The organism is Brevundimonas sp. GW821-FHT09G01 (assembly GCF_059416065.1).
Map to the genome: position 1 here is coordinate 1 of NZ_JBWKOL010000004.1, position 14432 is coordinate 14432.

The following is a 14432-nucleotide window of genomic DNA, read 5'->3' on the forward strand; positions in this document are numbered from 1 at the left end:
GGCTGGCGGATCATCGACAACACCGCCGGCCGCGACGGCTCGATCCTGGCCACCAGCATCGAGGTCCTCGAGTTCGGAGACCGCTCCACCCGCGACCTGACCCCGCCCGCCGCCCCCGCCGACGTCGGCGATAAGGACCAGGGCGCCGACGCCCTGGTCTCGCCGCTCGTCGCCGACGACTTCCTGCTGGGCGGACCGCAGGTCCAGCCGGTCGCGCCGTCGGCCGACACGGTCAAGACCGTCGACGCCGGACCGCAGGTCCTGCCCGTCGATCTCGAAGCGCCGGCCGCCAAGGCGACCGCGGACATGCCCCTGGTCCTGCCGGGCGTGCTGGACGACGGCTTCGTGAACTACAAGGCCATCGGCGACGGTCCCCTGGTCCTGCCGTCGGAGGTCGGAGACCGTCTCATGATGGAGCCGGCCGGCTTCTTCGGCGGACTGGAAAGCCATGCCTTCCAGTTCAACCCCGGCTCGGCGATCGACTTCTGGAACCTGGAGCACGAGATGCAGCGCGCCCTGGATGATTTCCAGGGCCGGTCGCACACCGGCAGCCCCGCGGATCACGATCCCTGGGGCTGAGCCTGATCTCTCCGTGACCTGTGAACCGCCGCCGGACCTCCGGCGGCGGTTTTCGTTTCAGGCGCGGCTCAGCCGCCGGCGCGGTTCTTCACCAGATCCTCGACCACCGACGGATCGGCCAGGGTCGAGGTGTCGCCCAGCGATCCCACCTCGTTCTCGGCGATCTTTCTCAGGATCCGGCGCATGATCTTGCCCGAGCGGGTCTTGGGCAGGCCCGGGGCCCACTGGATCACGTCGGGCGCGGCGATCGGCCCGATCTCCTTGCGGACGTGGGCGATCAGCGCCTTGTGCAGGTCCACGGTCGGCTCCACCCCCTTGTTCAGGGTGACGTAGGCGTAGATGCCCTGGCCCTTGATGTCGTGCGGGAAGCCGACCACCGCCGCCTCGGCCACGTCGTCGTGCAACACCAGGGCGCTTTCGACCTCGGCGGTGCCCATGCGGTGGCCCGAGACGTTGATCACATCGTCCACCCGCCCGGTGATCCAGTAATAGCCGTCCTCGTCCCGGCGGCAGCCGTCGCCGGTGAAATACTTGCCCGGATAGGCGCTGAAATAGGTGTCGAAGAAGCGCTGGTGATCGCCCCAGACGGTGCGCATCTGCCCCGGCCAGCTGTCGGTGATGACCAGATTGCCCGAGGTCGCGCCCTCCAGCACCGCGCCGTCCGCGTCCACCAGCTGCAGCTCGACGCCCGGCAGGGGCTTGGTCGCCGAGCCGGGCTTCAGGTCCGTCGCGCCGGGCAGGGGCGAGACCAGCACCCCGCCGGTCTCGGTCTGCCACCAGGTGTCCACGATCGGGCAGCGGCCCTCGCCGACCACCTCGTGATACCAGCGCCAGGCCTCCGGATTGATCGGCTCCCCGACCGTGCCCAGCAGGCGCAGCGATGAGCGGCTGGTCGCCTGCACCGGCCCGTCGCCCTCGCGCATCAAGGCCCGCAGCGCGGTGGGGGCGGTGTAGAAGATCTCGACCTGGTGCTTGTCCACCACCTGCCAGAAGCGGCTGACCGTCGGATAGTTGGGCACGCCCTCGAACATCAGGGTCGTCGCGCCGTTGGCCAGCGGGCCGTAGACGCAATAGCTGTGGCCGGTGACCCAGCCCACGTCGGCGGTGCACCAGAAGACCTCGCCGGGCCGGTAGTCGAACACCAGCTCGTGGGTCCAGGACGCCCAGAACAGATAACCGCCCGTGGTGTGCAGCACGCCCTTGGGCTTTCCGGTCGAGCCCGAGGTGTAGAGGATGAACAGCGGATCTTCGGCGTTCATCGGCTCGCACGGGCAGTCGTCGCCGACGCCCTGCCTGGCCTCGCCGTAGGGAACGTCGCGGCCCTCGACCATCGGCACGTCGGCGTGGGTGTGCGAGACGACCAGCACCTTGTCGACCGCCACCTTCCCCAGCGCCGCGTCGACATTCGCCTTCAGCGGCACCCGCTTGCCGCCGCGCATTCCCTCGTCGGCGGTGATCACGACCTTGGAGCCGCAGTCCTCGATCCGCCCCGCCAGACTGTCCGGCGAGAAGCCGCCGAAGACGACCGAATGCACGGCCCCGATCCGCGCGCAGGCCAGCATGGCGACCGCCGCGGCCGGGATCATCGGCAGGTACAGGGTGACGCGGTCGCCCTTCACCACCCCGAGGCCCTTCAGCACATTGGCCATGCGGCAGACTTCGGCGTGCAGCTCGCGATAGCTGAGCTTGCCCGACTGGGTCGGTTCGTCGCCCTCCCAGATAATCGCGGTCTCGTCGCCGCGCGTCTCCAGGTGCCGGTCCAGGCAGTTGTACGCGACGTTCAGCACGCCGTCCTCGAACCAGCGGATGTGGAAGTCCGCCTTTTGGAACGAGACGGCCTTGATCACCGACGGCGTCGTCATCCAGTCCAGCCGGCGGGCCTGCTCGCTCCAGAAGGCGTCCGGCGTCTCACGCGCCGCGACCCGCGCCGTCTCATAGCCCGCCTTGGTCATCCGGGCGCGCTGGGCCCATTCGGACGGGACGGGATAGAGTTCGGGGTCGGTCGTCATGGGCGGCTCCTCGCGTCGGATCGCCCACGTTAGGCCGACAGCCGAGGCAAGGGGAAGCGCCGACTCCCGCGCCTCACTCCGGCGCCGCTGGCGAACCTCGACCGGATCACGTATCGCGACGCCAAGGGACAAGGGCGCCGCCAGACGCGCCCATCAGGAGATGACCCATGACCTACCGCCACCGCGCCCGCACGCTCGGGACCCGCACGCTCGCGCCCGAAACCCTGATGATGGGCTTCGGCTATGATCCCGCCCTGTCGGAAGGCTCGATCAAGCCGCCGGTCTTCCAGACCTCGACCTTCGTGTTCCGCTCGGCCGAGGACGGCAAGCGCTTCTTCGAGGTCGCCTACGGTCTGCGCGAGAAGGATCCGGAAGAGGCGCTGGGCCTGATCTATTCGCGGATCAACAACCCAAATCTCGAAATCCTCGAGGACCGTCTGGCGGTCTGGGACGCCGCGGACAAGGCGCTGGTCTTCTCCAGCGGCATGGCGGCCATCTCGACCACCATCCTGGCGCTGAGCCGGCCCAATGACGTGGTCATCTACACCGCCCCGGCCTATGGCGGCACCGAATACCTGTTTGACCGCATCCTGCCGCGCATGGGCGTGGAGACGATCAGCGTGTCGGAATGCGACGGCGGCCGGACCCTGGTCGACGCCATCCCCGAAGCGGCCGCGCGTGCGGCGGCGCGCGGCGGACGGCTGGCGGCGGTCTATGTCGAGACCCCGGCCAACCCCACCAATCAGCTGATCGATCTGCGCGCCGCCGCCGACGCCATCCGCGCCCTCGGCCAGGCCGAGCCGCCGCCGCTGGTGGTCGACAACACCTTCCTCGGCCCCCTGTGGCAGAAGCCGTTCGAGCATGGCGCGGACCTGATCCTCTACTCCCTGACCAAATACGTCGGCGGCCATTCGGATCTGATCGCCGGCGCCTGCCTGGGGCGCGCGGACCTGATGGGTCGGGTGGCGGAGATGCGCACCATCTGCGGCACGATCACCGACGCCCACACCGCTTGGTTGCTGACCCGCAGCCTGGAGACCCTGCAGATCCGCATGGAGCGGTCGCAGCAGAACGCCTCGGAACTGGTCCGGCGCCTGCGCGGCCATCCCAAGATCGAGGCGGTGCTCGACGCGGGCGGCGCGGAAAGCTCGGCCGAACAGCAGGCGATCTTCAGCCGCCAGTGCTCGGGCGCCGGATCGACCTTCTCGTTGCGGCTCAAGGGCGGCGAGGCCGAGGCCTTCCGGATGCTCAACGCCCTGCAGCTGTTCAAGCTGGCGGTCAGCCTCGGCGGGACCGAGAGCCTGGTCTCCCACCCGTCCAGCACCACCCACTCGGACTACACCGCCGAGGCCAAGGCCCGCTGCGGCATCGGCGACAACTTAGTGCGTCTGTCGGTCGGCATCGAGAATGTCGAGGACCTGTTCGCCGACCTGTCCCAGGCGCTGGACGCGGTCTGAGGCGTCGTGCGGGGCGGGATCAGGCGCGCGGCAGGGCGGCGGCCCAGGCCTCGCGCCTTGGCCCGTCATAGGCCTGCAGCGCCGGCGCCAGCTCCTCGACCAGGGGGCGGGCGTCCCAGTCCATCGGCAGGAGCGGGTCGCCGGCGATGGCCCTGACGACGGCCGCGCCCAGCGTCAGGCTCTCGCGCGCCGCCGCCGAGGGGGGCAGCGACCCCAGCTGCTGCGAACTCCGGGCCAGGCGGGCGAGAAGCGCGTTGCGCGCCTCGCCCATGCCCGACACGTCCCACAGCGACGCGGCGGTCCGCGTGACGGCGCCGTCCAGCCGGTCCAGGCGCGCGGTGAACAGCGTCGGGGGGACGCCGGCCTCGCGCAACCGGTCCCGGCAGGCGTCCAGTCCGCCGACGATGGTGTCGGGCCGCAGCCAGAAGCCTTCGGCGGTCCGGCGGAAGCCTTCGACCTGAAGCGCTTCGGCGGCGGTCGGGGCGTCCGCCGCCAGCAGCCAGCAGCCGGTCCACACCCGGCGGCGGAACACCGTCTCGCGCCATTGCCGCAGACGGCGGGCTGAGACCGCGTCCGGTCCGCTTTCCACGAAGGACCCGTCTTCCGTCCGCGTCAGCCGGCCTTCGCTGACCAGCCGCGCGGCGGCGTCGGTCATTGCGGCCGCCGACTGGTCGAAAACGGCGCCGGCCGCTGTCAGCTCGTCGGAGGACGCGCGGGCGTCGTCCGCCATCAGCAGCAGGTCGAGGATCAGCGCGCCGGGATCCGTGGACGGGGCGCCGCCGGGATCGGGGTCGGTGGTCCTCATGACGGCGCGCTCCCTCAGGCGTGGATGTCGACGTCCTTGCGATCCCGGATCAGCAGTCCGCCGACGACGACCGTCAGCAGGGCCACCACGATCGGGTACCAGAGGCCGTAGTAGATGTTGCCCGTGGCCGCGACCATGGCGAAGGCCGTGGTCGGCAGGAAGCCGCCGAACCAGCCGTTGCCGATGTGATAGGGCAGGGACATGGAGGTGTAACGCACGCGGGTGGGGAACATTTCCACCAGCGCCGCCGCGATCGGTCCGTAGACCATGGTCACGTACAGCACGAGCACGAACAGGATGCCGACCACCAGCGGCTTGTTCACCAGCGCGCTGTCCGCCTTGGCCGGATAGCCGGCGGCGGTCAGGGCGGCGCCGAGGCCCTTCTCCCATTCCGCCTTGCCGGACGGGTCGGCAAGGCCCGGCACGACCGTCTCGCCGATGCGGACCTCGGCGATCGTCCCGGCGGGCGCGGCGACGGTCTCATAGGTGACGCCCGCCTTGGCGAGGTAGGACTTGGCCATGTCGCACGAGCTGTCGAACACGGTCTTGCCTACGGGATCGAACTGGAACGCGCAGTCGGTCGGATCGGCGACCACGGTCACCGGCGCGCTCGCCGTCGCCGCCGCCAGCCGCGGATTGGCCGCGCCGGTCAGGGCGTGGAACAGCGGGAAATAGGTCAGGGCCGCCAGCAGGCAGCCGATCAGGATGATCGGCTTGCGCCCCACCTTGTCCGACAGCCAGCCCCAGAAGACGAAGAAGGGCGTGGCCAGCGCCAGCGAGATGGCGATCAGCACATTGGCCAGCGCCGGATCGACCTTCAGCGTCTTCTCCAGGAAGAACAGGGCGTAGAACTGGCCGGTGTACCAGACCACGGCCTGACCGGCGGCGAGGCCGAACAGGGCCAGCAGCACCAGCTTCAGATTGGGCCATTTGCCGAAGCTGTCCTTCAGCGGCGTGGTCGATCCCCGCCCTTCGGCCTTCATGCGGGCGAACGCCGGGCTCTCGGCCAGCTTCAGCCGGATCCACAGCGAGACGCCCAGCAGCAGGATCGAGACCAGGAAGGGGATGCGCCAGCCCCATTCCTTGAACGCCTCCTCGCCGATCGCCGAACGCACGCCCAGGATGACCAGCAGGCTCAGCATCAGGCCCGCCGTCGCGGTGATCTGGATGAAGGAGGTATAGAAGCCCCGCTTTCCGGGCGGGGCGTGCTCGGCGACATAGGTGGCCGCGCCGCCGTACTCGCCGCCCAGCGCCAGGCCCTGCACCAGCCGCATCAGCACCAGCACCACCGGCGCCGCCACCCCGATGGCGGCGTAGGACGGCAGCAGCCCGACCACGAAGGTCGACAGCCCCATCAGCAGCATGGTCACCAGGAAGGTGTTCTTGCGTCCCCACAGGTCGCCCAGCCGCCCGAAGAAGACGGCCCCGAACGGCCTGACCGCGAACCCGGCGGCGAAGGCCATCAGGGCGAAGATGAAGCCGGTCGTCTCGTTCACGCCCGAGAAGAACTGGGCCGTGATGATCGCCGCCAGCGATCCGTACAGATAGAAGTCGTACCACTCGATCACCGTCCCGACGGACGAGGCGAGGATGACCAACCGGTCGCTGCGGTCCACGGTGCGCCCTTCGGCGGCGGCTTCGGTCATGGTCCCTCCCTAGACTGGTCGGGAGGAGCCTAGAACGCCGATTTCGAAAAGCACATCCTTTCCTCTCCCGGCGGGAGAGGGCTTGAGTTGCTGGGAGCGGGGCGATTGGGGAAGGCCACCTTGAAGAGCCTTCGCGGGCAGTTCATCTTATCGTTGAACGATGTTCCCGAGGTCTGTCGCGGGAGGTGATTATCCGAGGAACGAAATCCAATGCCGAAGCTGTGGCTGACCTACGCGTGGAAGGACAATGAGGCGAACGATGTCGATCACGTGATCGCCGAGCTTAAGGCCGCTGGCATTGAGGTTGCATTTGATCGCGCCCATCTGCTGGCTGGTCGCCGCCTTTGGGATCAGATCAGCACCGGGATCGAAGACCCCTCTCTCGACGGGTGGGCGATTTACGCAACCAAAGCCAGCCTTGAGAGCGAGCCCTGTCAAGAAGAGCTCGCCTACGCCTTGGACCGGGTGCTTCGCACCCGTGGCAGCCAGTTCAATTTGATCGGAATATTCCCGGAGCCGATGGATAGGTCGGTCGTTCCCTCGGCATTGGCGACAAGGCTCTATGTGAACCTTGCCGCCGCTGATTGGCGCCAACAGATCGTCGATGGTCTGATGGGGTCCAAGAGCCCGCCTTCGCTGTCGCCGGGTTCGCCGTATGGCTTCCAGTGGCACCTGGACGGCACGCCTGCGCTGGAAGTCTGGCCTCGCACTGGGCAATGGGTTCCAACCTTCATGCTCGTCCCCAAGAAAGAAGAGGGTCTCGTCAAGATGATCATGGCGGGCCCGCGAGGGCATGTGACCGGCACGGGTATGAGCATGTACGCGCCAGCGCAAACCAACGACGGCTCCTACGTGGGACTGCGGCTCGACCAGCCGGTCACCGCTCAAACCACTGCGCATCTTTTGCTGAACGGCATCCCGTCGGCAGTCATGTTCGGGACAGCGCAAGAGCGCTACATCCTCAAACAGTCGGCCAACCTGATTTGAACCCCGTGCTGCGCCGCGAGCCGTGAGCGTGACAGATTCGCGCTATCGCACGCCGCTGGGTCATCCGACCTCTTCCCGCTTTCGCGGGAGCGCCGCAGGATGAAGATAGCAATGGAAGGCTGCTCCCACGACCAGTTTTGACGCACCGGCGTGCGATCCTGCGGTCCGTCGATCCACGGCCTGGAGGCGTCCGGATGGTCCGGAAATTCACCCTCAGCGATTACAATGACTTGGGCTGTCCATCCGGACGCATCGGACGCTTCGGACGGTGTTTTTAGTTCAGGGAAACGCCGGGGCTCCGAACGACAAAGGACCCCCGCCGCTTGCGCGACGAGGGCCCCCGGGTCGGCAAGGATTTCAGCCGAGGCTCAGTCGCTGTCGCTGTCGTCGTCGGAGGCGACCAGGACGGCGACGAGCACCACGCCGGCGGCGATGGCGGCCAACGGAATGCCGGCGAACTCGCTGGCGGCGTCGGCCCGGGCGCCGACGCGGTCGCCCACACGGGCGCTGGCGGTGGTCTGGGCGGCGACGGCCTGGCCCGCGACGAGCAGGGCGCCGACGGCGACGGCTGCGATGGCTTTCTTCATTCTGGTTCTCCTGGGCGGTCTGGAATCGTGACCTTCGAGGTCGCACGACCGGGACGGAATTTCCATCGCCGAGGGAAATTTGAGGAGAGTCCGGAGCGAGTCCTCACGTCCGGCCTAGCGGACGGCGGCGGCGCCCCTGCCCTCGACCCGTCCCTGCACCTCGGCCAGCGAGGTCATGGCGTTGTCGCCGGGCGTGGTCATGGCGATGGCCCCATGTGCCGTGCCGAAGTCCACCGCCGCCTGCGGCCCGAGTCCGCTCATGAAGGCCCAGGCCAGCCCCGAGACGAAGCCGTCGCCGCCGCCGACCCGATCCAGCACGGCGACCTCGCTGACCGGCGTGGCGTAGCGCTCGCCGCCCAGCCACAGCACTCCGCCCCAGCGGTTGACCGAGGCCGAGACCGGGTCGCGCAGGGTGGCGGCGAAGACCTGCACGTTCGGCAGCTCCTTCGCCAGACGGGCCACGAGGGCGTCGAAGGGCCGGCTGTCCGCCGGATCGGCGCGGCGGTCCGCCGTCTCGATCCCCAGGCAGGAGGCGTAGGCGTATTCGTCGCCGACCAGCACATCGACCAGCCCGGCGATCTCGCGGTTCACGCGGCGGGCGGCGTCGGGGTCCGGATGGCTGGACCACAGGCTGGCGCGATAGTTCAGGTCGTAGCTGACCACGACGCCGTGCCGCTTGGCGGCGCGGATGGCGGCCAGGGTCGTCTCGGCGGTGGCCTCGGACAGGGCGGCGAAGATGCCGCCGGTGTGCAGCCAGCGCACGCCTTCCGAACCGAACAGCGCATCCCAGTCGACCTCGTCCGGCCGGATCTGCGAGGCTGAGGAATTGGCCCGGTCGGAGCAGCCCAGCGCCCCGCGCACGCCGAAGCCGCGCTCGGTGAAGTTCAGCCCGACCCGGGTGTTGCGGCCCACCCGGTCGGCCTCGCGCCACAGGATGTGGGACGTATCCACGCCCCCCTGCAGGATCAGGTCCTCGACCAGCGCCCCGGTCTCGGTGCGGGGCAGGGCGGTGACGACCGAGGTCCTCAGGCCGAAGGTCTTCCTCAGGCCGCGCGCCACATTGTACTCGCCGCCGCCCTCCCAGACCTGGAAGGATCGGGCGGTGCGGATGCGGCCCTCGCCCGGGTCCAGCCGCAGCATGACTTCGCCCAGGGCGACGGCGTCCCAGCGGCAGTCCGCGGCGGGCTTCAGGCCCTTCAGATCGGTCATTTGAGCAGCGAGGGCAGCCACAGCGAAAGCGCCGGCACGAAGGTGACCAGCATCAGCACCGCGGTGCAAGCCAGATAGAAGGGCCAGATCGAGCGCAGGCTGTGGGTCATCGGCACCTTGGCGATGGCGCTGCCCACGAACAGCACCGAGCCCACCGGCGGGGTGATCAGGCCGATGCCGCAGTTGAGCAGCAGGATGACGCCGAACTGCACCGGGTCCACGCCGAAGGCCTTGGCCACCGGCAGGAAGATCGGGGTGCAGATGATGATCAGCGGCGCCATGTCCATGAAGGTGCCCAGGATCAGCAGGATGACGTTGATCAGCAGCAGGATCAGGATCGGGTTGTCGGTCAGGGTCTGCAGCAGGCCGACCATCATCGACGGCACCTGCAGATAGGCCATCAGCCAGCCGAAGGCGCCTGCGCAGCCGATGATGAACAGCACCGCGCCCGAGGTCCGCGCCGCGCCTGTGCAGGCCGCCTTGAAGGCGTCCCACTTCATGTGGCGGTAGACGATGCCGGTGATCACGGTGGCGTAGACCACGGCGATCGACGCGCTTTCCACCGCGGTGAAGATGCCCGCCCGGATGCCGCCGAAGATGATGCCGACCAGCAGCAGGCCGGGAATGGCGGCGACCAGCCGGCTGGCGACGACGCGGAAGCCGGGGAAGGGCTCGGCCGCATAGCCGCGGCGGCGCGCCATCACATAGGAGACGATCATCAGCGAGACGGCCAGCAGGCCCGCCGGGATGATGCCGGCCGCGAACAGGTCCGAGATCGACACCCCGCCTCCGGCCGAGGCCGAGTACAGGATCATGTTGTGCGACGGGGGCACCAGCAGGGCGACCAGCGCCGCCGAGATGGTCACGTTGACGGCGTAGTCGCTGTCATAGCCGCGCTTCTGCATCTGCGGGATCATGGTGCCGCCGATGGCCGAGACGTCGGCGATGGCGCTGCCCGAGACGCCGCCGAACAGGGTCGAGCCGACGACCGTGACCTGGCCCAGGCCGCCGCGAACATGGCCCACCATCGAGGAGGCCAAGGCGATCATGCGGTCGGACAGGCCGCCCTTCATCATCAGTTCGCCGGTGAAGATGAACAGTGGGATGGCCAGCAGGGCCACGGAGGTGATGTCAGACCCCATCTGCTGGAACACCACGATGGGCGGCAAGGCCAGGTAGAGCACCGTCGCCAGCGTCGCGGCCAGCAGCGAGAAGGCAACCGGCACGCCGATGACCAGCAGCACAGCCAGCAGGCCGAAGAGGATGATGTACTCCATGGTCAGTCCCCGGCTTCGGTGGTTTCGGGCGCGTGGTAGTCGCCGGTCAGCAGACGCTCGATCGAGAACAGCAGGATCAGCGATCCGCCGACGCACAGACCCGCGAACTTCAGGCCCGCAGGCAGGGGCGCGCCCGCCATGGTGACCGGCCACTCGTCGATCATCAGGGTCCCGCCCAGCACCATCAGGCCCGCGCCGGACGCCGCTGCGATCAGCCGCGACAGGGACTTGAGCAGCCATTGGGGGCGTCCGGGCAGGGCGTGCAGGACGGTCTGGAAGGCGAAATGGGTCTCGCGCCGCACGGCGACCGCGGCCCCGAACATGACGGCGAAGCTCATCAGCAGAAGGGCCAGGGGCTCGGTCCAGCCGGGGCTGTCGTTCAGCACATAGCGGGCGAAAACCTGCCAGGCCTGGATCAGGGCCATGGCGACCAGCGCCGCTCCCGCCAGTCCCAGGACGAAGACGGCCAGCCCGTCGAGCGCGCGGGTCAGACCGCGTCGGGATTCAGACATTCGGGCCCTCCCTGAGCGCCGATAGGGTGTGCGCGGCCGTTCAGGCGACCGCTGCGATACGTTCGTGGAGCGCGCGCAGACGCGGCTCGGAAAGATACTTGTCCAGCACCGGGCGGACCGTGGCGGCGAAGGCGGCCTTGTCGACCTCGCTCACCTGCACCCCGGCGGCCAGCACGGTCGCCCGGGCCTCGGCCTGGCGCTTGTCCCACGCGATGCGCATGACCTGCACCGACCGGCGGGCCACGTCGCGGACCAGGTCGCGGTCGGCGGGCGTCAGCTGTTCGAAGCTGGCCCTGGACATCAGCAGGGCGTCCGGCGCGAAGGAATGCTCGGTCTGGCTCCAGTACCGGGCCACCTCGAACTGGCGGCTGGACTGATAGCTGGGCCAGTTGTTCTCGGCCCCGTCGATCAGATGGGTCTGCAGCGACGAAAAGACCGCGCCGAAGGTCAGCGGCGTCGGGTTGGCGCCCATGGCCCGGATGGAGTCCAGGAAGATGTCCGACTGCGGCGAGCGCATCTTCAGCCCGCGCATCTGGCCCGGCTCGCTCACCGGGTGGCGGACGTTGTAGAAGCTTCGCGGCGCGGCGTCGTAGTAGGCCAGGCCGACCAGGTCGCGGCCCTCGAACACGTTCAGCAGCTCGGCGCCAATCTGCCCGTCAATGACTGCCCGCACATGGGCGACGTCGCGGTAGACATAGGGCAGGGCCAGCAGCCGGGTCTCGGGGAAGGCGTTGTTCAGCGCGGCTACGGCGACGCGGCAGATGTCCACCGCCTGGAAGCGGGTCAGGCCGATGGAGTCGTCCTCAGTGCCCAGCTGCCCGGCCGGGAACTGGCGGATGCCGATGCGGCCGCCGGTCAGGCGGCCCAGCTCCTCGCCCATCCATTTGACGGCGACGACGGTGGGGTAGTCGGCGGGGTGGACGTCGACGGCGTTCAGCACCGTGCGCCCGCCCGTCGCGCGCGGCGAACAGGCGGCCAGGCCGAGGCCGGAGATCCCGGCGAGCGCGAGGGTGCGGCGGGTCAGGCTCATCTGGCGTCTCCCACGGCCGGGATGGCCACGCAGGCGATCCGGCCGTCCGGGCCGAAGTCGGCGACGGCCGACTGGCCGATGGCGATCGGATGCACGCCGGTCGCGGCGCCCGTCGAGATCAGCTGTCCGGCCTCGAGGCGGCGGCCCCGGCGGTGCAACAGGTTCAGCAGGAAGGCCAGCGAGTCCAGCGGGCCGTTGGGGATCGAGGCGGCGCCGCCGGCGCCGACGATCGCGCCGTCGATGGCGGTGGTGCAGGTCAGGCCCGCCAGCCGCTCGCGCCAGTCGGCGATCTGGGCGCCCAGGATCAGGCCGGCGTTGTTGCCGAAGTCCGAGGCGGTGACGGCGGGGCCGTGGTCGTTGATGCCGGGGAAGGGGCTGCCCGCGATCTCGACGCCGGTGAAGACCCGGCTCACGAGGGCGGCGACGGTCCCGGCCGTCCAGTCGTCGCGATCGGGAGCGGTCTCAGCCAGCTCGATCACATATTCGGCCTCGACGGCGGCGAAGCCTCCCGCGATCACGCCGAAGGGCGTCGGACGGTCGGCCTCGGCGGTCCAGACGGCCTTGGAGAAGATCGGTCCCGCCAGGCGTCCGACGCCGAAGCGTGCGTCCCACGGCGCGTTGATCCGGCCCAGCTTCCAGCCCGCGATCCGGTCCGGCCACAGGGCGATGGCCTCGTCCTGGACGGCGTAGGCCGCCTCCAGCGAGTCGGGGTGCGCGCCCGGATAGGACGGCACGGCCCGGGCCGCCAGACGGGCCCCGGTGAAGGCGCGCGCGATCGGCGAACCGCTTGAATTGTCGTGTGCGTGGCTCACGCCGCCTCCCATTTGCAGTGGACATTGCGCAGGAAGGAAACCGGTGTCAATTTGAATCCGGCGACGCCCGTCCGGCGGCGCTTTCAGCACAAGGCCGCGGTCACAGTCGGTCAGGCTAAAGGATGGAAACATGACCCTCGCCCGTCTGGCCGCCCTGGCGGCCGCGTTCCTGCTGCCGGTAACGGCCCCGTCCGCCGGTCTCGCCCAATCGCCCGCATCGGCTCCGGCCGAGGCCGCGCTTCCCGCCTTCCCCGGCGCCCTGGGCTGGGCCGCGCGGACGCCCGGCGGACGCGGCGGACGGATCATCCGCGTGACCAATCTGAACGGGGAGGGGCCCGGCTCCCTGCGCGAGGCGATCGAGGCCGACGGTCCGCGCATCGTGGTGTTCGAGGTCGGCGGGGTCATCGACCTGAACCGCAGGACGCTGAAGATCGCCAACCCCTTCATCACCATCGCCGGCCAGACCGCGCCCTCGCCGGGCGTCACCCTCATCCGCGGCGGCATGGACATCGGCGGCCATGACGTGATCGTCCAGCACATCCGCATTCGCCCCGGTTCGGCGGAACAGGGCTGGATGAGCGGCTGGGACGAGGACAGCATCTCCACCCAGGCGGCGTATAACGTCATCGTCGATCACTGCAGCCTGGAGTGGGGCACGGACGAGAACCTGTCCGCCTCCGGCCCGCGCTTCACCGGCGCGACGCCCGAGGAATGGCGCGCCGGGACCAGCCACGACATCACCTTCTCGAACAATCTGATCGCCGAGAGCCTGGCCTATTCGACCCACGCCAAGGGCGAGCACTCCAAGGGCTCGCTGATCCACGACAACGTCACCGGCCTGCTGATCATCGGCAACCTGTACGCTCACAACTATGAGCGCAGCCCGCTGTTCAAGGGCGGGGTGCACGGGGTCATCGTCAACAACCTGATCTACAATCCGGGGCCGCGCGCTCTGCACTACAACCTGGCCCCCGAGGAGTGGCTGGATCACCCTTATGAGGTCGGCAAGATGACCGCCGTGGGCAACGTCCTGCGCGCCGGGCCGTCGACCCCGACCGATCACCTGGCCTTCCTGATGATCGGCGGGGCGGGGGATCTGGAATACTACGGCCGCGACAACATCGCCGTGGACCAGGTCGGCGAGCCGATCCGCATGTTCGGCCGCTACACCACCGCCCCGGCCCGCATCATCCAGACCCGCCGTCCGCCGGTCTGGTGGGAGGGACTGACTCCCATTCCGGCCGAGCAGGTGCAGGTCGCGGTCCTGTCGCAGGCCGGCGCCCGCCCGTGGGACCGCGACATGCGCGACGTGCTGCTGGTCGCCGAAGTCGCCGAGGGCCGCGGCCAGATCATCGACCATGAGCGGCAGGTCGGCGGCTATCCGCCGATCCGCGAGGCGACCCGCAAACCCTTCAATCCCGACGACTGGGACCTGCGTTTCATGACGCCCCTGCGCGACGAGGTCCTGGACCGCCCCGCGTCGAGGAACCACACCTGAGCCGCTGACACGGGACACGGCTCA

Annotated in this window: 13 protein-coding genes; 4 read left to right on the plus strand and 9 right to left on the minus strand. The window is 69.2% G+C overall.

Translation table 11 applies throughout. The annotated features are described in order from the left end of the window. Positions 1-579: hypothetical protein (locus AC07NB_RS09245; RefSeq protein WP_494570650.1), on the plus strand; the 579-nt coding region annotated here is incomplete at its 5' end. A gap of 68 nt (positions 580-647) precedes the next feature. On the opposite strand, the gene acs is transcribed toward AC07NB_RS09245, so the two are convergent. Then, the gene (acs, locus tag AC07NB_RS09250; RefSeq protein ID WP_494570651.1) at positions 648-2588 is read right to left on the minus strand and encodes an acetate--CoA ligase; all 1941 of its coding nucleotides are present in this window, start codon (positions 2586-2588) and stop codon (positions 648-650) included. Between the two features lie 167 nt (positions 2589-2755). Between acs and AC07NB_RS09255 the strand changes: the two genes are divergently transcribed. Beyond that, the gene (locus AC07NB_RS09255) at positions 2756-4045 is read left to right on the plus strand and encodes a cystathionine gamma-synthase family protein (protein ID WP_494570652.1); all 1290 of its coding nucleotides are present in this window, start codon (positions 2756-2758) and stop codon (positions 4043-4045) included. A 19-nt stretch (positions 4046-4064) separates the two neighbouring features. Here AC07NB_RS09255 and AC07NB_RS09260 read toward each other — a convergent pair whose 3' ends face one another. After that, complete coding sequence (locus AC07NB_RS09260) at positions 4065-4850, minus strand: hypothetical protein (protein WP_494570653.1); 786 nt, start codon at positions 4848-4850, stop codon at positions 4065-4067. A 14-nt stretch (positions 4851-4864) separates the two neighbouring features. Next, entirely contained in the window at positions 4865-6496 is a 1632-nt protein-coding gene (locus tag AC07NB_RS09265) for an MFS transporter (protein ID WP_494570654.1), read from the minus strand. A 210-nt stretch (positions 6497-6706) separates the two neighbouring features. Between AC07NB_RS09265 and AC07NB_RS09270 the strand changes: the two genes are divergently transcribed. After that, entirely contained in the window at positions 6707-7483 is a 777-nt protein-coding gene (locus AC07NB_RS09270; RefSeq protein WP_494570655.1) for a toll/interleukin-1 receptor domain-containing protein, read from the plus strand. 368 nt (positions 7484-7851) lie between these two features. On the opposite strand, the gene AC07NB_RS09275 is transcribed toward AC07NB_RS09270, so the two are convergent. The 6 genes from AC07NB_RS09275 to AC07NB_RS09300 all read right to left on the minus strand — a co-directional run bounded on the left by AC07NB_RS09275 (position 7852) and on the right by AC07NB_RS09300 (position 12910). Then, positions 7852-8070: a hypothetical protein gene (locus tag AC07NB_RS09275; protein ID WP_494570656.1), complete on the minus strand. Its 219-nt coding sequence runs from the start codon at positions 8068-8070 to the stop codon at positions 7852-7854. 114 nt (positions 8071-8184) lie between these two features. After that, positions 8185-9279 (minus strand): sugar kinase, encoded by a 1095-nt coding sequence (locus AC07NB_RS09280; protein ID WP_494570657.1) that lies wholly within the window; start codon positions 9277-9279, stop codon positions 8185-8187. Then, the gene (locus AC07NB_RS09285; protein ID WP_494570658.1) at positions 9276-10556 is read right to left on the minus strand and encodes a TRAP transporter large permease; all 1281 of its coding nucleotides are present in this window, start codon (positions 10554-10556) and stop codon (positions 9276-9278) included. The genes AC07NB_RS09280 and AC07NB_RS09285 overlap by 4 nt, the downstream gene beginning before the upstream one ends. Before the next feature lie 2 nt (positions 10557-10558). Continuing rightward, positions 10559-11068 carry a TRAP transporter small permease gene (locus AC07NB_RS09290; RefSeq protein ID WP_492312310.1) on the minus strand — a complete coding sequence of 170 codons (510 nt, stop codon included), beginning with the start codon at positions 11066-11068 and terminating at the stop codon, positions 10559-10561. Positions 11069-11108: 40 nt separating this feature from the next. Then, the gene (locus AC07NB_RS09295; protein ID WP_494570659.1) at positions 11109-12098 is read right to left on the minus strand and encodes a TRAP transporter substrate-binding protein; all 990 of its coding nucleotides are present in this window, start codon (positions 12096-12098) and stop codon (positions 11109-11111) included. Beyond that, positions 12095-12910 carry a 2-keto-4-pentenoate hydratase gene (locus AC07NB_RS09300; protein WP_494570660.1) on the minus strand — a complete coding sequence of 272 codons (816 nt, stop codon included), beginning with the start codon at positions 12908-12910 and terminating at the stop codon, positions 12095-12097. Before AC07NB_RS09300 ends, AC07NB_RS09295 begins: the two co-directional genes overlap by 4 nt. A 130-nt stretch (positions 12911-13040) precedes the next feature. Here AC07NB_RS09300 and AC07NB_RS09305 point away from each other — a divergent pair, with 130 nt between their 5' ends. Beyond that, positions 13041-14408 (plus strand): pectate lyase family protein, encoded by a 1368-nt coding sequence (locus tag AC07NB_RS09305; RefSeq protein WP_494570661.1) that lies wholly within the window; start codon positions 13041-13043, stop codon positions 14406-14408. The last annotated feature ends 24 nt before the right edge of the window (positions 14409-14432 follow it).

Coding starts and splice junctions, on each gene's coding strand:
- acs (WP_494570651.1), bottom strand. CDS start 2,588: ATGACGACCGACCCCGAACTCTATCCCGTCCCGTCCGAATGGGCCCAG.
- AC07NB_RS09255 (WP_494570652.1), top strand. CDS start 2,756: ATGACCTACCGCCACCGCGCCCGCACGCTCGGGACCCGCACGCTCGCG.
- AC07NB_RS09260 (WP_494570653.1), bottom strand. CDS start 4,850: ATGAGGACCACCGACCCCGATCCCGGCGGCGCCCCGTCCACGGATCCC.
- AC07NB_RS09265 (WP_494570654.1), bottom strand. CDS start 6,496: ATGACCGAAGCCGCCGCCGAAGGGCGCACCGTGGACCGCAGCGACCGG.
- AC07NB_RS09270 (WP_494570655.1), top strand. CDS start 6,707: ATGCCGAAGCTGTGGCTGACCTACGCGTGGAAGGACAATGAGGCGAAC.
- AC07NB_RS09275 (WP_494570656.1), bottom strand. CDS start 8,070: ATGAAGAAAGCCATCGCAGCCGTCGCCGTCGGCGCCCTGCTCGTCGCG.
- AC07NB_RS09280 (WP_494570657.1), bottom strand. CDS start 9,279: ATGACCGATCTGAAGGGCCTGAAGCCCGCCGCGGACTGCCGCTGGGAC.
- AC07NB_RS09285 (WP_494570658.1), bottom strand. CDS start 10,556: ATGGAGTACATCATCCTCTTCGGCCTGCTGGCTGTGCTGCTGGTCATC.
- AC07NB_RS09290 (WP_492312310.1), bottom strand. CDS start 11,068: ATGTCTGAATCCCGACGCGGTCTGACCCGCGCGCTCGACGGGCTGGCC.
- AC07NB_RS09295 (WP_494570659.1), bottom strand. CDS start 12,098: ATGAGCCTGACCCGCCGCACCCTCGCGCTCGCCGGGATCTCCGGCCTC.
- AC07NB_RS09305 (WP_494570661.1), top strand. CDS start 13,041: ATGACCCTCGCCCGTCTGGCCGCCCTGGCGGCCGCGTTCCTGCTGCCG.